Source organism: Sporosarcina sp. CAU 1771, assembly GCF_054482775.1.
In genome coordinates this window covers 1-20,937 of sequence record NZ_JBTLRN010000039.1, presented here as the reverse complement: position 1 = coordinate 20,937, position 20,937 = coordinate 1, and the positions used below count along the sequence as shown (strand labels likewise).

Below are 20,937 nucleotides of genomic sequence, written 5' to 3'. Positions count from 1 at the left end.
CCGAAACCGTCTTTCAGAGTACGTCCATGCGGACGTACTGATTATTCGGTATTAGCCCCGGTTTCCCGGAGTTATCCCCATCTGCAGGGCAGGTTGCCCACGTGTTACTCACCCGTCCGCCGCTAAACTTACAGGAGCAAGCTCCCGTAAGTTTCGCTCGACTTGCATGTATTAGGCATGCCGCCAGCGTTCGTCCTGAGCCAGGATCAAACTCTCCATAATAGAAGAAAATGATTGCTCATTTCTTGCTGACTTGAACCCGAAGGTTCGTTTTTCGCTTGAGTATAAATACTCTCGCGTGTATTTCTTGACGTTTTGCTGTTCAGTTTTCAAGGTTCATTTGTGTTTCGTTTGTTTTGTTTGTTTTGTTTGTCGCAACTGCAACTTCTCTAATATAACTCTTCCTCGTTAGGAAGTCAACAACTATTTTGAAATACTTTTCGTTGATTAGTTTTGAAGTTTGCTCTCTCAAGCGACAAGAACTAGAATACCATGTTTATCGTTTGATTGTCAACAGTTTTTACGATTCTTTATAAAAGAATCGCAAAAACGCAGATTGAAGCAAATCCCGGTATACCCAAAATTGCGATTAGAAGCCCTGAGGCTATGTTGATTGGCACATAGACTCCAAAAAAACCAGCTGCTATATTCATAGCGAATAATAGAAGAAATGAAAATGCTAGTCGAAACCAATAAACTGATAATCGTTCAAAAACATTTCGAACTTGTTTTTTGTTCATTAGTAATAGAAGGAGAATAAAACCAACAATCAGTATAGAAACAACAGACTTCACAGGAAGCGCCCCTTTTTTTAAAGAATGGTACATTATATGCTCTCCTGTGAAGATATATCAGTCTTTTCCTAAACGACGGGCTTTTGCCTCTTTAAATAGATAGAAGTATTTACTTTCTGCAATCTTACGACGAACAATAACTTCTTGATCGTAGTCGTTAAGATATTTTTCTATTTCTCTAGTATGTTCCCACTCATCTTTGGTAGTCATCATCAATGAACGCAGCTTATCATCATACTCTTTTTTTAATTTCTTATTCTTATTAAACATAAGAAGCGCCTCCTACAATTCTCTTCTACCTTCAAGCGCTTTTGACAACGTGACTTCATCTGCGTATTCAAGATCGCCTCCAACAGGCAAACCATGCGCAATTCTTGTCGTCATAATACCTGATGGTCGAACTAGCCGAGAAATATACATGGCAGTTGCTTCGCCTTCAATGGTTGGGTTCGTAGCTAAAATTAATTCTTCAACTTCCTCATTTTGAAGACGTGTTAACAAGGACGGAACGTTTATGTCTTCTGGGCCAATGCCATCCATCGGAGAGATTGCTCCATGAAGAACGTGATACATCCCCTTATAATCTCTCATCTTTTCCATCGCTATAACATCTTTAGGATCTTGAACAACACAAATTGTTGACACATCGCGTGATTGATCCTGGCAAATATGACATGGATCGATATCTGTTATATGCCCGCAAGTCGAACAAAAACGAAGGTTCCGTTTTGCATCTACAAGCGCTTTGGCAAAATCTAAAACTGTATCTTCTTTCATGCTGAGCACAAAAAATGCCAGACGACCCGCTGTTTTCGGGCCGATTCCTGGCAATTTCATAAAACTATCCATTAGTTTTGATATCGGTTCAGGATAATGCATTCTTTTTCCTCCTACATCATTCCAGGTAGGTTCAACCCTTTCGTGAATTGTCCCATTGTGGAGTTCGTTAATTCTTCTGCTTTTTTCACTGCTTCATTTGTAGCAATCACAATTAGGTCTTGTAAAATCTCTACATCTTCAGGGTCTACTACCGACGGGTCAATAATCACTTCAAGGATTTCTTTATCACCTGATGCAATTACTTTAACCATTCCGCCTCCTGCAGAACCTTCAAGACGTTCCTCACCTAACTTCTCTTGAGCTTCCGCCATTTGCTTTTGCATTTTCTGCATTTGTTTCATCATGCCTTGCATATTTCCCATTCCACGCATGTTTGTTTCCTCCTTTTAGTTTCAATCGTCATGTATTTGTATGAATTCCTTGCCAAAAAGCTTTTCTGCTTCCATAACAAAAGGGTCTGCATTTTCCTGTTCAGCTTCCTGTACAAATGAATGCGCATCCTCAGTTACCGATTGTTCTTCACCCGATGGCTCAGGTGACCCCGCCTGGTTAGATGAAAGGTTATTATTTCGAATAAAGTCTTCCCTTACTTTTAACCAACCTTCTTCAGGGACATAAATCACTTCATAGGCCTTTCCTGTCCGAGAACGCAATGCTTCAGAAAGACTTGATCTGAGCGATGAATTCTCAGATGCCATCTGACAATGGATTTCATATTTAAACTTTAACACAAAAGCGTTCTCGGATGCTGCTACTGGCTCAGTTTCTTCAAGTAATGCAGAGTGTGATTTTTGCATAGTCTGCATCATACCCGCCCATTCTTGTCGAATGGTTTGAATATCCTGTTTCGTTGCTGCCTTCAACACTTCATTTATCTTCCCCGAAGGAATTCTAAACGTCTGAGTCGATTTGGATGTGTTTTTTCTTGTCGCTGGGACATTTGCTACAGCTACTTGCCCAGCAAGACCCGTGGACAATTGTTGCTGTAGACCTTCAACTAAAAGTTCTAATTGCGACACCTTTTCCGTAAGCCCAACATCCACTGATTGGTGATTCGCAGTTTGGGTAGGTCCACTATGGAAATTAACCATTTTTAACAGTGCAGACTCAATATACACTTTCGCGTGATTTGAAAATCTCATTTCCTGTTGTGTATTCGCTAATATATCAATAAAAGCATAAAGAACATCTAACTCAAACTTTTTTGCTAATTCCTTAAACCGATCTTCCCCTGAAATGAGTTCCAAAAGGTTTATTAAATTCGGTGCAGTTCGAAGTAATAGAAGATCCCTGAAAAAAGTAATCAAATCTTCAGCGAGCCTCGATACATCTTTCCCTTCAGATATTAAGCGATCCAACAGGGATAACGCGGTTCCCGCATCCTTCTCAACCAAAGCATTACCTAATTGATAGAATATGTCTTCGCCAATCGATCCTGTGACAAGAAGTGCATCGTCAACCGTCAAGCTATCTCCACTGAATGAAACAACTTGATCTAACATGCTTAATGCGTCACGCATTCCACCCGATGCTGCTTGGGCGATTACTTTTAATGTACCTTCATCAGATGTGATTCCAGCATCTGCAAGAACTACTTTCATTCGTTCTATAATTTCAACTGGTGTAATTGGTTTAAAATCAAATCGTTGGCACCTAGAAATAATTGTTAAAGGCAACTTATGCGGCTCCGTCGTTGCTAGAATAAAAACAACATGTGATGGAGGTTCTTCCAATGTTTTTAAAAGTGCATTGAATGCAGAATTGGATAACATATGAACTTCATCAATAATATATACTTTAAAACGAGAATTCGAGGGTGCAAATCGAACCTTTTCGATTATGTCTCGCATTTCCTCTACACGCGAATTCGATGCAGCATCAAATTCAATAACGTCTGTATCTGAACCATTTGTAATGCCAATACATGTAGAACATTCATTACATGGCTCTTTAGATGGTCCGTTCTCACAATTCAAGGCTTTCGCAAAGATTTTTGCCGCACTTGTTTTTCCTGTTCCTCTTGGACCTGAAAATAAGTAGGCGTGTGTTGTCTTATTATGTAGGAGGGCATTTTGGAGCGTCTGTTTCACATGGTGCTGACCAGACATTTCCGCAAATGACTGAGGTCGATATACACGATAAAAAGCTTGATAAATCAACACTTCCCACTCCTTTTGACGCAATGCGTTAATAGTTTCAGTATACCACAAAGGATTATTTCAATCACATCTTCAGCTGTTTGGATTGAGTCAAGTTTTTGTGGGAGTTATTTTTAGGGGGCATATTTCTTTGTTCATATAGTTTTTAGTGAATGCGTTTTCATTAGCTGTTTTTCCATTGTTAAAGTGCTGATTTCACAATTTAAAAACCTTGAAGCCCCTTTAGGGCTCGATAGATTGGTTTTCCAGTTGCCTGGTGTAAATAAGCAACATTGTGTCTTGTCGCTTCTCCAACACTACTCTTAAGCTTTTCTACGTAATGTCTTGGTGGTTTTTTCTCCTCTACATCTTGTAGTTTACTTTCCATTTTCCCTACTAATGTTTTGATATCTAAGCCGTCTTTTAAGGCAACCATGAAATGAATAAATGCAGTAATTCCTCGCGCACTCCAGCTACGACCGTTTTTGAGTCGCCTCGCAAACACCCTCATTGTTCCTTCGGCACTTCCCATTGGTCGCATACCACTTGTATCAATCTCTTGATTATTTAGCCATTGTCGATAGTCTCCCAATGCTTCAGGGTACTGAGAGAGTTGTCGAATTAAATCCGCTAATACTTCTTCTTTTTTATCATCATCCAGCGTACCTACGGCACTATTTAGTTCCACCATGAATCCATCCACATCATACTTCGCAAGTTTCTTGCAGATTGAACGGTACCTCCTATGTCCCTTGAAAATAGATCGGACATCTCTTGCTACATGAAAACGATCCAAGGTAAAGAATGTGTTCTTAAAATGCCCGCGACAAGAGGTAATCCACGGTGCTCCATCTCCGTTAATCACAAGAAAATGAACAGCTGGATTGTACTCGTATGTGTCAATTAAATATTGTTCGAATCCTTCCCAAAATGAAGTTTTTCCCCTATGAATATAATGGCGCTTCGCAACCAAACTCGTGCGTTTTCCATTGACAATCCATCCCTCATGTACAGCCGCAATCTTTTCTTCACGTCCTCGTGTTCTTCCTTTTTGCCTTTTTACATAGAGCCCATCTACTTCTACAAAAAGAACACGCCTAATCGGGGTAATAGAAGGGCTTGGCATAACTTCGGTCTGCAAAAGGTGTTGACGAATCGCCTCATGGCTAATGACCGAGTATCCAAGAAGTTTTTCTAGCGTACTAGACGCATGACGATAAGAGGGCCCTTCAACCGCTAGCTCCATTGCCATCTCCTGTACGAGTGGACTCAGACCCTTTGCTCCGTCAAACTGTAAATACTGATCCAATAAAAAAACATACTTTCCATTCTGTCGGTCATAATAATAATTTCTTGTAATCCTTATAGAGCCGAATAAAGCATCCATCGTCATAGGACGTTTATCTTTCAATTGAAAACGTGCTTTATCTCGTTGCTCAGCTAGTTGTTGATCCAGTTCCGTTAGGAGCTGCTGAAATACGTTCGAAAACGTTTGTTGAAGAGTACGGAATAAATCTGTTTCAATTTCTTTCAACGTAGGAAATTTTGTGTTATTTTTAAACAAGCGGGTTCTCTCCTTTTAGTGTTTGTTCGCAAACTTCACTATACAGAAAGAGAGCCCCTTTTTCATGCCTATAAACCTATCGCGCTATCGCTTGCTTTCCGCTCCCTGTAAGTTTGAATCCAAAACCAGGATTCAAACTTACAGGGAGCGGTTGCTATTTATTCACCCACAAACATTTTACTCATACAGCTGTTTGCTTTGTTGAGACTTTTGGATTCTAGACCTTTATATAGTTTCAGTCATTTATTTGCATTAAAAAACTCGTCCATAATTACGGACGAGTTGAATTGTATAGGTAATGCCGTGCACCTTCTTCTGACAGCCACACATAAGCGTTACTCTTGTCGCCAGCTCGGTCTAGGCGACCCTACGGCACATGAGAATTCCCACTTAATGCTGCTTCCTTCCGGACCTGACATGGTTCACAGGCTCCCATTGCGCAGGACCCAAACGTCAACACCGCGTGCAAAAGGCAGACCCTACATATGGACAGCCTCGAGAAGGAATTCAGTCTTGCTAGAGCGGATTGCAAGTTACAGGGCTCCGCTATCTCCCCACCTAGCACGGCATTTCTTAGTATACATACAATTACTATAAAAATCAAACCATAAATAATTTTTATGATTTCTAATGAAAACTGTTGACACTTGATTACGAACATGATAAATTATTAATTGTTGCTACGGAGGTATACCCAAGCCTGGCTGAAGGGATCGGTCTTGAAAACCGACAGGGGAGTCAAATCCCGCGGGGGTTCGAATCCCTCTACCTCCTCCATTTTTTAAACTTAGCGCATAAGTTTGGAGATCGAATTCGTTACTAAGTAACGAATTTTTCTAAACATAACTTAATCAGAAAATTTCGAAGGCTACCCAGTGGGTAGCCTTTTTTAGTGATTCGACTTATCAATACAGAAAAATAGCGGACTCCTTTAGAAGAGTCCGCTACCTAGTTTACTTTATTGATGAACCTATAACTGAAGGTTGAACTGCCATGCTTTCATAATACGGGAAACGAGTTGCAAGCTCGTTGGCAATCTCTGTTTCCGTACCTTCTTTGACCGCTACAAAAAGAGATGGCCCAGCACCGCTAATCGTCATTCCATAAGCTCCGAGTTCATCGCAAGCAACCCGAATCTTATCAAATTCAGGAAATAAGTGTTTTCGGAACGGTTCATGGAATCCATCTTTCTCCATCATACGTCCTGCAACAGCCCAATCATTTTGAACAACCGCCGCTGCTAGAAGACTTCCTGCCGCACTGCTGCGTGTAGCCTCTTTATGTGTTAGTTGTTCAGGAAGTAATCCTCTTGACTCTTCCGTAGCAAGTGCTGCCGGAGGAATTAAAACGACCACACCAACTTTAGGTTCTTTCACATGAATATAGTCAATGACCTCACCATCGAAATAAGAGATAACTGTTCCGCCTAAAAGTGCTGCTGAGACATTATCCGCGTGCCCCTCGAACTGACTCCCTAGTCGAACCTTTTCATTCTCAGAAAGATTTAAATCTAGAGACTGATTGGCAATTTCAATACCTGCAGCTATAGCGGATGCACTGCTTCCGAATCCTTTTCCGAGAGGGATATCTGACTGTATGACAAGCTTTAAAGTCGGTGCTGTTTTATCGAAGCGGTCGGCAATATTTTTGATTGTCGTGACAATCAAGTTATCATCTCCGCTTGATAGCTCTTCAAATCCTTTGTCCCCGTATGTAACATTCCAAACTTCTGCTGGTGATACATTAACCGTCATATATAGACCAAGCGCTAGTCCAATGCTATCAAAACCAGGACCTAGATTTGCTGTCGATGCAGGGACAACGACAGAAAAACTAGCACCAATCATCACTTCTTCCCCGCTTTCAATTCACTTAGTAACTGATCAAATTCAGCACGCGATAAGAATGACTTTTCTTTATTCACTTCAATGGCTGTATCTGGATCTTTCAAGCCATTGCCCGTTAATACTGCGACTACTGTTGTGCCTTTTTCCATCAATCCACTTTCAACACGCTTTTTAATTCCCGCAATTGAAGCACAAGAACCTGGTTCTGCAAACACACCTTCTCGTGATGTAATTAATTGATAAGCTTCTAAAATTTCTTCATCAGTTACCGAAAGGATTGCTCCGTTCGATTCAGCAAGTGCATTGTTCGCTAATTCCCAACTTGCAGGATTCCCAATACGAATCGCAGTCGCAATCGTTTCAGGGTTTTCAAATACACGGTCATAAACAATCGGTGCTGCACCGTCTGCTTGTACGCCGAGCAAAGTAGGTAGCGCAGTCCCTTTTTTATCCGCATATTCTTTGAACCCTTTCCATGCTGCAGAGATATTTCCTGCGTTTCCAACAGGTAAAGCAAATACATCCGGAACTTGTCCAAGCTGTTCAATTGTTTCAAACGCGATTGTCTTTTGTCCTTCTAAACGATAAGGGTTGACTGAGTTCACCAAAGCAATTTCACCTTCACCCGCTTCACGAACCATTCTAAGCGCCTCGTCAAAGTTTCCTTCAATCTCAATAATTTCTGCACCGTACATTTTTGCCTGCGCCATTTTTCCAAGTGCAATACGTCCCTCAGGAATGACAACGATTGTACGCATACCTGCGCGTGCACCATATGCCGCCGCAGATGCGGATGTATTTCCTGTCGATGCACAAATAAGTACAGTCTTTCCTTCTTCTTTTGCTTTAGCTACAGCCATTACCATTCCACGGTCTTTAAAAGAACCCGTTGGATTGGCTCCCTCCGTTTTCACGTATAGGTTAATTCCCCATTCTTTGGATAGATTCTCCATGTGTATAAGAGGTGTATTTCCTTCTTGTAACGTCAATGCCGGTGTATTTTCTGTTACCGGTAAAAACTCTTTATATTCTGCGATTAAACCATTCCATCTTTTAGCCATTATGCTTCCCCCTCAACTCGGTAGTGACTTTGAAGGCCAATTACCTCTGGTGTTTCATTTAATTCTTTAACTATATCAAGATGCTGCTGACGTGAAATTTTATGTGTGATGAATACCAAGTCGGCTTCCGATTCGTTATCCGAATGCTGGACTACAGTTGCTATGCTCGCCCCGTGTTCACTATATATAGAAGTAAGCCTTGTCAAAACACCTACTTCGTCTTTCACTAAAATACGATAAAAATAACGTGCAAACTTGTTGCTGTCGTCTTTTACTTTCAGTTCATATTGATGTGCATGCTCTCGTTTTCCATTAACACCAAGAAGTATATTGCGACATGCTGCAACTACATCGCCTGTTACAGATGTAGCCGTTGGTAAAGAACCTGCTCCTGGTCCATAAAGCATCGTTTCTCCAACTGCATCTCCATAAATGTAAACGGCATTAAATTCATTATTGACCGTAGACAATGGGTGTGAATTCGGGAAAAACACGGGTTCAACTGCCACTTCAATTCCCTCTTCGTCTTTTTTAGCAGAGCCGACCATTTTCACTGTATAACCAAACTTCTCTGCAAGCTCTAAATCTCCGTCACAAATTTCTTTCAAACCTCTAACATAGACGTCTTCTAATCGAACTTGTGTTGAGAATGCAAGTGATGCTAAAATAACCATTTTTCGTTGTGCATCAATGCCATCTACATCCGCTGATGGATCCGCTTCTGCAAAGCCAAGTTCTGTCGCTTCAGCCAACGCATCTTCATAAGACATGTTTTCATGCTTCATTTTTGTTAAAATGAAGTTTGTAGTTCCGTTAATAATTCCAGTGAGTGCTGTAATTCGATCAGATGCTAGACCATCTTCTAATGTACGTATCAGTGGAATTCCTCCACCTACACTTGCTTCATAGAATAGGTCACATTTATTTTCATCTGCCAATTGAAGCAATTCCTGTCCATACTCAGCAATTACATCTTTATTGGCTGTTACAACTCCCTTACCAGCACGAAGAGATCCTTCAATCGCTTCTTTTGCTCCAGTTGTTCCGCCGATTACTTCGACGATTATGTCAATGCTTGCATCTCCAAGTATTTCATTTAAATCTGTTGTAAAAATTTCAGGAGCAAGCGTTGTATTTCTCTTTTTATATGCATCTTTTACTAGAACTTTTTTAATCACTACAGGAACACCAAGTTTATGACGCAGATCCTCTTGATGATTTTCTAAAATCTTTGCTACACCGCTTCCAACGACTCCAAAACCAAGTAAACCAATATTAATTTCATTTTTCAATTGACGATTCTCCTCGCTGTATGTACACTATAAAAATACAATTGTTCTTTACATAAACACAAGTATAAGGAAAACAAAGAATAATAACAACCTTATTCATGAATAAATTCAAAAATACATAATTTAAAGATAGGATCTGATTTAGAATGAAAGTGTGTAAATTTGGAGGAACATCAGTTGCCTCCGCGGAACAAATAAAAAAAGTTGCTGCAATTGTTGCATCCGACCCCTCAAGAAAAATTGTCGTAGTTTCTGCGCCTGGAAAACGATTTAGTGACGATGAGAAAGTAACAGACCTCCTTATTCTCCTTGGTGAAGCGGCTCTGCAAAGTAAAAGTACCGAAAAAGAACTAAAAGATGTTGTTGACCGCTACGAGTTGATAGCAAAAGGTCTTGAACTATCCTCTTCTATTGTTGAAGTGATTGAAAAGGACTTGCGAGACCGCCTTTCCGCAGACCTTACCGACGCAAGCCTGTTTATGGATTCCATAAAAGCAGCTGGAGAAGATAATAATGCAAAACTAATTGCAGAATACTTCACGCACATCGGAATGCCCGCAGAATACATATCCCCTCGCGATGCCGGGTTAATCGTCAACGACCGTCCCGAACGCGTAAGAGCTCTGACAAAAGGATATGAAAGAATGTCTACATTGCGTGAGAAACCTGGCATCATTGTCTTCCCTGGTTTCTTTGGATACACAGAAGACGGAACACTCCGAACGTTTAACCGAGGTGGTTCTGATATTACAGGTTCTATCGTTGCTGCAGCAGTGGAAGCTGAACTTTATGAAAACTTTACAGATGTGGATTCCGTTTTTGCGGCGAATCCAAATGTTGTCGACTCGCCAATTGCAATTACGAAGCTAACCTACCGTGAAATGCGTGAGCTTGCCTATGCAGGTTTCTCTGTTTTTCACGATGAAGCCTTAATGCCTGCATTTTTGAGATCCGTTCCCGTGTGTATCAAAAACACGAATAATCCGGAAGCTCCTGGTACACTCATCGTTAAAGAACGAGATCATTACTCACAGCCTGTTATCGGTATTGCATCAGACAGCGGGTTCTCGACTCTTTTCGTTGATAAGTATTTAATGAACCAAGAAGTTGGTTTCGGTCGTCGTTTACTAGAAATCTTGGAAGATGAAGAGATTCCATTCGAACATACACCTTCGGGAATTGATAATATATCTGTCATCATTCGAAGCAAATTTTTAACGGATGAAAACAGAAACCGAATCGTTCAGCGTGTGAAAGTTGAGTTGGGCGCGGATGATGTTCACCTTCGTAACACAGAGTATTCAATGGTCGTTCTCGTCGGTGAAGGTATGCGCCATACAACTGGACTTGCAGCACGTGCCGCCACTGCAATTGCCCGCACAGGTGCCAATATTGAAATGATCAATCAAGGATCTTCTGAAGTCAGTCTTGTTTTCGGTATTGATGAAAAGTACGAAGACAAAGTACTTCAATCTTTATATGAAGAATTCTTTTCAAAAGTAACTCTATAAAACGAGCGCATCACCTAGTTTGGTTGATGCGCTCGTTTTTTCTATTTCAACGACATTGAGTTTCCAATGGACCGGCCTATTTTTCCAATAATCTTTTCAACATCTTGCGGGTTTGTTATCAGATCGTATTCATTAATATCTAGTCGAAGAACGGGACAAGCTGTAAACGATTCAATCCATTCTTCATAACGTGTATACATTTCTTCCCAATACGTTATTGGGGTCTGTTGCTCCATTGGACGCCCACGTTCTTTAACGCGAGATATAATTCCATCCAGTGGTCCTTCCAAGTAAATGAGCAAGTCGGGATGCGGGAAGTAAGGTGTCATCACCATTGCATCAAACAATTCCGTATATGTAGTATAATCTACCGGGTCCATCGTTCCCTCTTCCATATGCATACGAGCAAAAATACCTGTATCTTCATAAATGGAACGGTCTTGAATAAAGCCGCCTCCAGTTTCAAATATACGTTTTTGTTCTTTGAACCGTTCCGCAAGAAAATAAATTTGTAGATGAAAACTCCACTTCTTAAAATCTTCATAAAAGCGATCCAAATAAGGATTTTCGTCTACATTTTCTAATGAGGTTTTAAATCCTAAAGCATTCGCAAGGGCATTTGTCATAGTTGATTTCCCAACGCCAACCGTTCCTGCAATCGTAATAACCGCATTCTCAGGAATTCCATACTTTTCACGTAAGTTCATTCAATTTGACTCCTTTCCGTAGTGTCCGATCAACTTCTTTTAAAACAAATTCCATATCTTTTTCGTTTTGTACAAAGTCAAGATCATCTCCGTTAAAACGTAGGACAGGAATTTCAGGATGTGCTTTTTCAAAATACTCAATAAATGTATGGTAATCCTCGGCTAATTGCTTTAAATAAGCCGGATCCATGTTTTTTTCGAAATCACGTCCACGCATTGCAATCCGGTTCATAAGTGTTTCTTGACTCGCGTGTAAATAAATTATCATATTCGGAACAGGCATGTCCTTTGTTAAAATATGATAAATTTGTTCATACTTTTCATACTCCAACTCATTCAAAGACCGCTTTGCAAAAATTAAATTTTTAAAAATATGATAATCAGCAACTACCGGTTTTCCTTTTATTGTGATTTCATTATTCGTATCACTGAGTTGTTTATAGCGATTACATAAGAAAAACATCTCAGTTTGGAAACTCCATTCCTCAATGTTTTTATAGAATTTATTTAAAAATGGATTTTCGTCAACAATTTCCTTTAGCAAATGGAAGTTTTGTGATTCCGCGATTGCTTTAGAAAGTGACGTTTTTCCAACGCCGATCGGACCTTCGACCGTAATAAACGGAATAGGCATTAGAAAGCCCCTTTCATCTTGTAATTATGGATTGCACTTTATTTTATCATATGGAGCTCGAATAGTATGCAACCAATTTTTGATTCGAGCGTAAGGTGAATTGAACAGGTAAACAGACTACCTTTCTTCAACTGAATAAAAATAAAGTCGATTATTCCACGTGGAACAATTGAGGCGACATGCTACACTTATTGTAAGGAGTTGTAGCTATGGATTTATTGGAAAAAGACGAGTTTTTTATGAAAATGGCTATTGATGAAGCTATGAATGCAGAGTCCATTGGAGAAGTTCCGATTGGAGCTGTCATCGTATTTGAAGACCGAGTAATTGCACGGGGATATAATTTAAGGGAAACGACACAAAATGCAGTCACTCATGCAGAACTGTCTGCCATTCAAGACGCATGTCGGGAAATTGGAAGCTGGCGATTGGAAGAAACGACACTTTACGTAACACTGGAACCTTGTCCTATGTGTGCCGGCGCAATCTTACAATCTCGAATTCCACGAGTTGTCTACGGTGCACGTGATCCAAAAGGTGGTTGCGTGGATTCCCTTTATCGATTGTTGAATGACCCGAGATTCAATCATGAATGTGACGTAACAGAGGGTATTCTTGGAGACAAATGTGGAGAGATACTTACAACCTTTTTTAAATCAATCCGTGAGCGGAAAAAGAAAAAGAAAGCTTAAAAATAGCCAGCATCTTGCTCAAATGCAAGATGCTGGCTAATTATTTTACTTAGTAATACGTTCTCTTCCGCCCATATATGGACGAAGTACTTCTGGAATTACGACAGAACCGTCTTCTTGTTGGTAATTTTCAAGAATAGCTGCAACTGTACGACCAACGGCTAACCCACTACCGTTTAGTGTATGCAGGTATTCTGGTTTTCCACCCGCTTCTCGGCGGAAGCGAATTTGTGCACGTCGAGCTTGGAAGTCTTCAAAGTTCGAACATGATGAAATTTCACGATACGCATTTTGTGTTGGAATCCACACTTCAATGTCGTACTTCTTAGCAGCTGTAAATCCAAGATCCGCTGTACACATATTGAGTACACGGTATGGAAGATTAAGTAACTGCAACACTTTCTCTGCATGCCCCGTTAATTTTTCAAGTTCTGCATACGAATCTTCTGGCTTAACAAAACGAACAAGTTCAACTTTATTAAACTGGTGTTGACGGATTAATCCTCGTGTATCACGCCCAGCAGACCCTGCCTCTGAACGGAAGTTTGTGCTATATGCCGCAAATGCTACTGGCAATTGCTCGGCATTTAGTATTTCCTCACGATAAAAGTTCGTTACAGGCACTTCAGATGTTGGAATGAGGAAATAATCTTCATCTTCAATAAGAAATGCATCTTCTTCAAATTTAGGCAATTGACCTGTTCCCGTTAAGCTTGCGCGATTCACCATATATGGTGGCAGTACTTCTTCATAGCCATGCTCATCATTATGAAGATCCATCATGAAGTTAATAAGCGCACGTTCTAGGCGGGCACCCAACCCACGGTAAAATACAAAACGACTTCCTGTTACCTTTGCAGCACGTTCAAAATCAAGAATTTGAAGATCCGTTCCTAAATCCCAATGTGGTTTTGGCTCGAAATCAAACGTTGTTTTTTCACCAAATGAACGAACTTCAACGTTATCATCTTCACTATCCCCCATTGGAACACTCTCGTGCGGGATGTTAGGAATACGTAACATAATGTAGTTCAATTTCTCTTCAACTTCATGCAATTCGTCATCCAACGTTTTAATTGATTCCCCGACTTCACGCATCTGAGCAATAACGTCATCTGCATTTTCTTTTGCACGTTTCATTTGTGCTACCTTTTGTGACACTTCGTTACGGTTAGCTTTTAGTTGTTCCACTTCAGCAATTAACACTCTGCGTCTTTCATCTAGACCAAGAAAATCATCGAGAACCGATAAATCTTCCCCACGTTTCATAAGCTTAGCTTTCATTTCATCAAAATTAGTACGTACTTTTTTAATATCTAGCATTGATGATTCCTCCTTAGTATAGTAAACGATGATGAATAGAAGACAATAAAAATAGCCCTCATCCCTATAGAACAGGGACGAGAGCTACCCGCGTTGCCACCCAAATTGGTTGGACACACTTGTCCAACCCACTTTAATTGAAATAACGGTTCAATCACCGGCTATGGTCTACTCAAGTTTTCAACCCAGCTACTCAGGGACGGATTCGCAAATGTCTTTATCGGCTCACACCATCCGCCGACTCTCTTAAAAAAACAAGTTTGCTACTGCTTCCCATCATCGTCTTCAATTTGAAATTAGATTTATTTTACTACAGAAGATGACTTTGAGCAAGTATAGTGAAGATTTGTACGCATTGGATTGTTCTCTTTGATCTAGATACACTGCTTTTAACAACAATTAATAGTGACCCTACTACTTTTAACGGCTATACTATTTCCATAGGTACCAGAAGGAGTTGGTTCAAATCGAGATGTTGACTTTAGAATTAAAGAAAGATAGTGCTAGTCCATTGTATGAACAGATATATGACCAAATTCGAATTGCGATTACGGATGGTAAATTAGCTGTCGGCATGAAACTGCCCTCTAAACGAAAGCTAGGTGAGTTTATCGACGTAAGTCAGACTACAATTGAACTTGCGTATGGTCAACTTACCGCAGAGGGTTTTATTTCAGCAATTCCTCGAAAGGGTTTTTTTGTCCAAGCTATTGAGGAACTTGCGTACGTTCAACCTATAGAAGAGATAGAAGCAAAAAAAAGGAAACCCGTAAATCCCATTACCATCGACTTTTCCCACGGACATATTGACACAGATTCATTTCCATTTACCCAATGGAGAAAGTATGCAAAAGATGTTATGGACGAATCGTCAAAAAAGTTATTGCTATTAGGTGATCCACACGGTGACATTGAACTTCGGCAAGAAATCGCACGCTATTTGTATCATTCCCGAGGTGTCGATTGTACACCCGAGCAAATTATTATAGGCTCTGGAACTGAACAATTAATGCCACTAGTTATCCGAGTTTTAGGCATGGGTGCAACGTATGCAATTGAAGATCCGGGGTATCCACTCACGCACCGTGTTTTCTTTCATAATAACCGAGAAGCCATTCCGATTCCGGTGGATAGTGAGGGAATGGATATTCAATTACTACAACAGTCAGAAGCAACAATTGCTTACGTTACACCTTCTCATCAGTTTCCAACAGGGACAGTCCTTTCTGCAGCGCGTAGAACGGCATTATTAAACTGGGCTTCCTCAAATGATGAGCACTTTATTATTGAAGACGATTACGATAGTGAATTCAGATATTCCGGACGTCCGATTCCTTCGTTACAGGGGATGGATAAAGGGGATAGTGTTATCTACTTAAGTACATTTTCAAAATCCTTAATGCCATCACTACGAATTGCCTATATGGTATTACCAAAAGTTCTTCTTGACCGTTATAAGGAAGCATTCATTCATTATTCCTCAACAGTGCCTAGGCTCGATCAACATATACTCGCGCGCTTTATGGCAGGTGGACACTTTTCACGACATTTAAATCGAATGCGAAAAATCTATCGAAAAAAATCCCAAACGTTAACTGAAGCTCTTACTCCTTATGCACCTTATGTTTCATTTTCCGGTGATGAAGCCGGTATGCATATTCTTGTTACCGTGCATTCAAATAAGAGTGAAGCAGTGCTAACTGAAATGGCTGCGAAAAAAGGCATTCATATATTTGGACTTACCAATTACCGAACGCTATCAGTGAACGAAGAACCGTCTTTCCTTATCGGTTTTGGGGGACTTTCCGTTCTTTCCATAACAAACGCCATTGATAGTTTAATGAACGCTTGGGAGATACAAAAAGGCAGTGAATCCATTTGAGATTCACTGCCTTCATTTTATTTGAAAAACCCTTTTACAAAATCTGTTGCGCCCGTCCAGATTCCTGCAAAGAAATCACCAATTGCACGCATCGTCAAGGAAAACCAACCTGCTTTTTCAACAGCTACAGTAGTGACTACATCGGTATTAGCTTGTTTCGAGTCAATAAACCCATAATCGGTTCCTTCTGTCTTCACAAGCTGTACTTGTCCCACAACCGTATCTTTTTCAAAAGGGGCCTGAAGTAAACCTTTTGTTAACTTATCTTCGTCAATGACTAATTGTGGTTGATAAAGATCTTTTTCACTTGTTTTCACCATCATGCGAATTGGATCTTTAACCGAAATATCAACAGCTTTTTCTTTTCCTTTAACTACACCTAGTTCTTTTTGATCTTCAAAAGTATATCCAGCAGGTACAAATTCCTCTACGGAAAATTGAGTGAATCCGTAGTCAAATAGAGCGCGTGTCGCGTCAAATCGAGCCTTATATGAACCGTTGCCATTTGCATCGACTGCTTTCATTACAACTGCGATAACTCTTTTCCCGTCGCGAACTGCAGTTCCAGTGAAACAATGTCCCGCAAATTCTGTCGTACCTGTCTTTAAACCGTCTACGCCTTCATATTCGTAGACAAATCCAGGAAGCATAAAGTTCCAGTTATCCATCTTTATTGCATCGGATGTACCTTCACGAAACCACTTTGTATTGATAACTGTTGTTTCAAGCACTTCCGGAAAATCCTTCAATAAATGATACGCTAATTTAGCAACTGATTTTGCCGGCATAACGTTTTCATCTTCAGGACCTGTACCTTGGGGATGCATACCTTGAAGATGGCTATTATTCAATCCCGTTGTATTTACAAATTTATAGTCCTTTAAACCAAGTTCTTCTGCTTTTGCATTCATTAGTTTTAGAAATTCTGTTTCGGTTCCAGCAATCGTCTCTGCAATTGCTATTGTTGACGCATTCGCGGAATATATAGCAAGTGATTCATACAATTCGCGTATAGTGTATGTCCCATCTCTACGAAGTGGCACGTTGCTTAACCGACGATCCTGTGAAACAGCGTATGTGTAGTCATTTACATTATATTCTTGATCCCAACTAATTTTACCTTCTTCAATTGCTTCAAAGAGAATATATTCGGTCATCATCTTTGTCATACTTGCTATCCCAAGTGGAGTATTCGCATTTTCTTCGTATAATATCTTTCCACTGTCTGCATCAATTAAAATCGCTCCATCTACATGGATTCCAAGATTACCTTCTGCTGCTGCAGATAGTGTCCCAATTGTCATTACTGACAAAAATGTCATTACAAGCAAAGTCGTATACATCTTCAATTTCTGTTTCACCTTTCAACCTCCACTATTACTATTCCCCTAAAACTATACTATCATAAATGTGTTACGTCATGGTACCCAAAGCTAAAAGACACCTTTCCGCTCATATATAGACGCTGGAAAGGTGTCGAAGTTCCTTTATTTTTATCCAACTAAGGATATTAGATTTTATGAGAGTGTATAGTTAGGTGCTTCTTTTGTAATTTGGACCTGATGAGGATGACTTTCTCGTAATCCCGCACCCGTCATACGTACAAATTGCGCTTTTTCTCGTAAATCTTGTAAATCTTTTGTACCACAGTAACCCATTCCTGAACGAATTCCACCAATTAATTGATGGATTGTATCTGATAGTGAACCTTTATAAGGTAGGCGACCTTCAATTCCTTCAGGTACTAATTTTTTAGCATCATCTTGGAAGTAACGGTCTCTGGATCCTCTTTCCATTGCTCCAATAGAACCCATTCCACGATATACTTTAAAGCGGCGACCTTGGAAAAGTTCTGTTTCTCCTGGACTTTCAGTTGTACCTGCAAGAAGACTACCTAGCATAACAACATGCCCACCAGAAGCTAAAGCTTTAACGATATCACCTGAATACTTAATACCACCGTCTGCAATCATTGTCTTACCCAGTTCACGTGCAATTGAAGCACATTCATAAATTGCTGTGATTTGTGGAACGCCAACGCCAGCGACAACTCGTGTCGTACAGATTGAGCCTGGACCAATTCCAACTTTCACTACATCTGCTCCTGCTTCATATAGCGCACGTGCGCCTTCAGCTGTTGCAATGTTCCCTGCGATAATTTCTAGTTCCGGATAGGCCTGTCTAATCTGTGCTACCGTATCAAGCACACCCTTTGAGTGACCATGGGCTGTATCGATTACAATAATATCAACTTCTGCTTCTACAAGCTTTTGAACACGTACAAGCGTATCTGACGTAACGCCTACTGCAGCGCCAACAAGAAGGCGACCATGATTATCTTTGGCTGCATGTGGAAATTCAATTACTTTTTCAATATCTTTAATTGTGATAAGACCTTTTAGAATTCCTTGCTCATCAACAATAGGTAGTTTTTCAATTTTATACTGTTGCAAAATTTTCTCGGCATCTGCTAATGTCGTTCCTACTGCAGCAGTTACAAGATTTTCTTTCGTCATCACATCATCAATTAAAAGGGAGTAATCCTGGATAAAACGCATATCACGATTCGTAATAATACCAACCAGTTTTAACTCTTCCATATTATTAACGATTGGAACTCCTGATATACGGTATCTGCCCATTAAATGCTCTGCATCAAACACTTGATGTTCAGGTGTTAAAAAGAATGGATTTGTAATAACTCCATTTTCAGAACGTTTTACAGTTACTACTTGCTCAGCCTGTTCTTCGATACTCATATTTTTATGAATAACTCCAAGCCCACCCTGTCTTGCCATAGCGATTGCCATCTTAGACTCAGTTACCGTGTCCATACCTGCACTAATTATAGGTATGCTCAACTTAATCTTTTCCGTCAAATCAACTACTAGAGATACATCCTTTGGTAATACCTCAGAAGGTCCCGGTATTAGTAATACATCATCGAAGGTTAGTCCTTCACGTGCAAATTTTGATTCCCACATCTGTTATATGCCCCCTAGGTTCATTTGAATATTATTAAAATGGTATCAGCGTATATTTGGACTGTCAAGGATGTCACATTAAATAAGTGTATTCCTATAATTCACTATATTATGCTTTCTATTTTTTTAACAAGTTTCATTGGTTTTGTTTGCGGTGCAACTCGCTCTATTACGTTCCCATCACGATCGATTAGAAACTTTGTGAAGTTCCATTTGATCCCTTCTGTGAGAAGCCCTTTTTGTTCGGATACAAGAAATTTGAATAGAGGACTTGTTTCGTCTCCTTTGACATCTATCTTCGCAAACATTGGAAAGTTTACACCGAAATTAACTTTGCAAAACTCCGCAGTTTCTTCTATATCGTCAAACTCTTGATTATTAAAATTGTCAGAAGGAAATCCTAAGACTACAAATCCTTCCTCTTTATAGTTCTCATAAAGCTCTTGCAATTCTTCGAATTGGTTTGCAAATCCACATTTACTTGCTGTATTTACGATTAATAGAACCTTACCTTTATAGTCACTCATAGATTGAATTTCATTATTTTTTTTCTTGATAGAAAAGTCATAGATTGTTTCCATTATTAATAAGCCTCCTCTTTCTAGATTAGTCTAATAATAGATTTATTTAGTTTGAATTACAAGAAGTTCGGTTTATTCGCCTAGTTTTTTTAATGTATTTAGTAGATAGATTGGAGTTCTTGCAAGGAGAGTGGTGTTTATAACGCTTTGTCGCTTGGTGATGGCCTCTCGCAATAAGCCCGTCAGAAGTGCGCTGTCGGTCTTATTACTTCGGCTCACACTTGTCGCTTCTTCGCTAGTTTATTATTTATGCATAGATTGTTATTCTTGTAAATAGTAGATAGATTGGAGTTCTTGCAAGGAGGGTAGTGTAGATATCGCTTTGTCGCTAGTTTATTATTTATGCATAGACTGTTATTCTTGTAAATAGTAGATAGATTGGAGTTCTTACAAGGAGGGGAGTGTAGATATCGCTTTGTCGCTTGGTGATGGCCTTTCGCAATAAGCCCGTCAGAAGTGCGCTGTCGGTCTTATTGCTTCGGCTCACACTTGTCGCTTCTTCGCTAGTTTAGTCATTTATGCATGGATAAGTTCACTGGTTGATTGTTAGAGGTTAGAGGTTAGATGTACTAATTTGTGTTTAATAACCTTCGGTTAGCTTTTTCTTTTTAAATAAACAAAAAAAGCTATCTCCATTGAAGGAAATAACTTCTTTAGTGCCTAGCAACGTCCTACTCTTGCAGAGGGATACCCCCAACTACCATCGGCGTGTGAGCTTAACTTCCGTGTTCGTGCTTCGAAAGACGATGGACTTCGGATTTCTTCGTCAGCTTCGTCCGTTCAGATCTTCGCGTATGGCATACGCTCCCGTCCTCACTTCCTTGCTTTCTCGAACTCCTTGCCCCTCCTCTTTCTCGCTGTAGGTTACTCATTGGAAAACCTAACCTTCGGTTCATTCAATTTCAATTCTTTTAGTACAAACAAAAAAAGCTATCTCCATTGAAGGAAATAACTTCTTTAGTGCCTAGCAACGTCCTACTCTTGCAGGGGGAAACCCCCAACTACCATCGGCGCTGAAGAGCTTAACTTCCGTGTTCGGTATGGGAACGGGTGTGACCTCTTCGCCATCATCACTAGACTTGTTTGA

18 protein-coding genes, 1 tRNA gene, 2 rRNA genes, 1 other RNA gene and 1 other annotated feature are annotated in these 20,937 nt (G+C 40.1%); of the genes, 4 read left to right on the top strand and 18 right to left on the bottom strand.

What is annotated here, in order from left to right; genetic code table 11:
* The 8 genes from ACXYMX_RS16355 to ffs all read right to left on the bottom strand — a co-directional run.
* Positions 1-222: ribosomal RNA gene (locus ACXYMX_RS16355) — 16S ribosomal RNA — on the bottom strand; the annotation flags it as partial.
* Positions 223-530: 308 nt separating this feature from the next.
* A complete protein-coding gene (locus ACXYMX_RS16350; protein ID WP_459045307.1) occupies positions 531-827 on the bottom strand; it encodes a pro-sigmaK processing inhibitor BofA family protein in 297 nt (98 codons plus the stop codon).
* Between the two features lie 24 nt (positions 828-851).
* On the bottom strand, positions 852-1,064 hold the full coding sequence (locus ACXYMX_RS16345; protein ID WP_459045306.1) for a YaaL family protein: 213 nt from the start codon (positions 1,062-1,064) through the stop codon (positions 852-854).
* A 12-nt stretch (positions 1,065-1,076) separates the two neighbouring features.
* Positions 1,077-1,673: a recombination mediator RecR gene (gene recR, locus ACXYMX_RS16340; RefSeq protein ID WP_459045305.1), complete on the bottom strand. Its 597-nt coding sequence runs from the start codon at positions 1,671-1,673 to the stop codon at positions 1,077-1,079.
* Positions 1,674-1,684: 11 nt separating this feature from the next.
* Entirely contained in the window at positions 1,685-2,005 is a 321-nt protein-coding gene (locus ACXYMX_RS16335; RefSeq protein WP_459045304.1) for a YbaB/EbfC family nucleoid-associated protein, read from the bottom strand.
* A gap of 21 nt (positions 2,006-2,026) precedes the next feature.
* Positions 2,027-3,793 carry a DNA polymerase III subunit gamma/tau gene (gene dnaX, locus ACXYMX_RS16330; protein ID WP_459045303.1) on the bottom strand — a complete coding sequence of 589 codons (1,767 nt, stop codon included), beginning with the start codon at positions 3,791-3,793 and terminating at the stop codon, positions 2,027-2,029.
* 202 nt (positions 3,794-3,995) lie between these two features.
* Positions 3,996-5,336: an ISLre2 family transposase gene (locus ACXYMX_RS16325; protein WP_459045302.1), complete on the bottom strand. Its 1,341-nt coding sequence runs from the start codon at positions 5,334-5,336 to the stop codon at positions 3,996-3,998.
* A gap of 301 nt (positions 5,337-5,637) precedes the next feature.
* Positions 5,638-5,903: signal recognition particle sRNA large type (ffs, locus tag ACXYMX_RS16320), an RNA gene on the bottom strand.
* 117 nt (positions 5,904-6,020) lie between these two features.
* Here ffs and ACXYMX_RS16315 point away from each other — a divergent pair.
* Positions 6,021-6,113 (top strand) — tRNA-Ser (locus ACXYMX_RS16315).
* Positions 6,114-6,289: 176 nt separating this feature from the next.
* Here the strand turns inward: ACXYMX_RS16315 and thrB are convergent.
* Genes thrB through ACXYMX_RS16300 form a run of 3 tightly spaced genes read right to left on the bottom strand, consistent with a single transcriptional unit; the run spans position 6,290 to position 9,536 of the window.
* A complete protein-coding gene (thrB, locus tag ACXYMX_RS16310) occupies positions 6,290-7,183 on the bottom strand; it encodes a homoserine kinase (RefSeq protein ID WP_459045301.1) in 894 nt (297 codons plus the stop codon).
* Entirely contained in the window at positions 7,183-8,244 is a 1,062-nt protein-coding gene (gene thrC, locus ACXYMX_RS16305; protein ID WP_459045300.1) for a threonine synthase, read from the bottom strand. Before thrC ends, thrB begins: the two co-directional genes overlap by 1 nt.
* Entirely contained in the window at positions 8,244-9,536 is a 1,293-nt protein-coding gene (locus tag ACXYMX_RS16300) for a homoserine dehydrogenase (protein WP_459045299.1), read from the bottom strand. Before ACXYMX_RS16300 ends, thrC begins: the two co-directional genes overlap by 1 nt.
* A gap of 146 nt (positions 9,537-9,682) precedes the next feature.
* Between ACXYMX_RS16300 and ACXYMX_RS16295 the strand changes: the two genes are divergently transcribed.
* Positions 9,683-11,047, top strand: a complete 1,365-nt coding sequence (locus ACXYMX_RS16295; RefSeq protein ID WP_459045298.1) for an aspartate kinase — start codon at positions 9,683-9,685, stop codon at positions 11,045-11,047.
* Positions 11,048-11,088: 41 nt separating this feature from the next.
* Here ACXYMX_RS16295 and ACXYMX_RS16290 read toward each other — a convergent pair whose 3' ends face one another.
* The gene (locus tag ACXYMX_RS16290; protein ID WP_459045297.1) at positions 11,089-11,754 is read right to left on the bottom strand and encodes a deoxynucleoside kinase; all 666 of its coding nucleotides are present in this window, start codon (positions 11,752-11,754) and stop codon (positions 11,089-11,091) included.
* Positions 11,741-12,388, bottom strand: a complete 648-nt coding sequence (locus ACXYMX_RS16285) for a deoxynucleoside kinase (RefSeq protein ID WP_459045296.1) — start codon at positions 12,386-12,388, stop codon at positions 11,741-11,743. The genes ACXYMX_RS16290 and ACXYMX_RS16285 overlap by 14 nt, the downstream gene beginning before the upstream one ends.
* Positions 12,389-12,597: 209 nt before the next feature.
* Here ACXYMX_RS16285 and tadA point away from each other — a divergent pair, with 209 nt between their 5' ends.
* Positions 12,598-13,080 (top strand): tRNA adenosine(34) deaminase TadA, encoded by a 483-nt coding sequence (gene tadA, locus ACXYMX_RS16280; RefSeq protein WP_459045295.1) that lies wholly within the window; start codon positions 12,598-12,600, stop codon positions 13,078-13,080.
* 45 nt (positions 13,081-13,125) lie between these two features.
* Here the strand turns inward: tadA and serS are convergent, their stop codons facing one another.
* Positions 13,126-14,403 carry a serine--tRNA ligase gene (serS, locus tag ACXYMX_RS16275; RefSeq protein ID WP_459045294.1) on the bottom strand — a complete coding sequence of 426 codons (1,278 nt, stop codon included), beginning with the start codon at positions 14,401-14,403 and terminating at the stop codon, positions 13,126-13,128.
* 70 nt (positions 14,404-14,473) lie between these two features.
* Positions 14,474-14,692, bottom strand: a binding site (T-box leader).
* Positions 14,693-14,869: 177 nt separating this feature from the next.
* Here serS and pdxR point away from each other — a divergent pair.
* Positions 14,870-16,285, top strand: a complete 1,416-nt coding sequence (gene pdxR, locus ACXYMX_RS16270; protein WP_459045309.1) for a MocR-like pyridoxine biosynthesis transcription factor PdxR — start codon at positions 14,870-14,872, stop codon at positions 16,283-16,285.
* A 17-nt stretch (positions 16,286-16,302) separates the two neighbouring features.
* Here the strand turns inward: pdxR and ACXYMX_RS16265 are convergent, their stop codons facing one another.
* The 4 genes from ACXYMX_RS16265 to rrf all read right to left on the bottom strand — a co-directional run bounded on the left by ACXYMX_RS16265 (position 16,303) and on the right by rrf (position 20,928).
* Positions 16,303-17,589, bottom strand: a complete 1,287-nt coding sequence (locus ACXYMX_RS16265; RefSeq protein WP_459045308.1) for a serine hydrolase — start codon at positions 17,587-17,589, stop codon at positions 16,303-16,305.
* Positions 17,590-17,802: 213 nt separating this feature from the next.
* Positions 17,803-19,269, bottom strand: coding sequence for an IMP dehydrogenase (gene guaB, locus ACXYMX_RS16260; protein ID WP_459045293.1), 1,467 nt, complete (start codon positions 19,267-19,269; stop codon positions 17,803-17,805).
* Between the two features lie 104 nt (positions 19,270-19,373).
* Positions 19,374-19,850 (bottom strand): glutathione peroxidase, encoded by a 477-nt coding sequence (locus ACXYMX_RS16255; RefSeq protein ID WP_459045292.1) that lies wholly within the window; start codon positions 19,848-19,850, stop codon positions 19,374-19,376.
* Positions 19,851-20,812: 962 nt separating this feature from the next.
* Positions 20,813-20,928, bottom strand: a 5S ribosomal RNA gene (gene rrf, locus ACXYMX_RS16250).
* Positions 20,929-20,937: the final 9 nt, after the last annotated feature.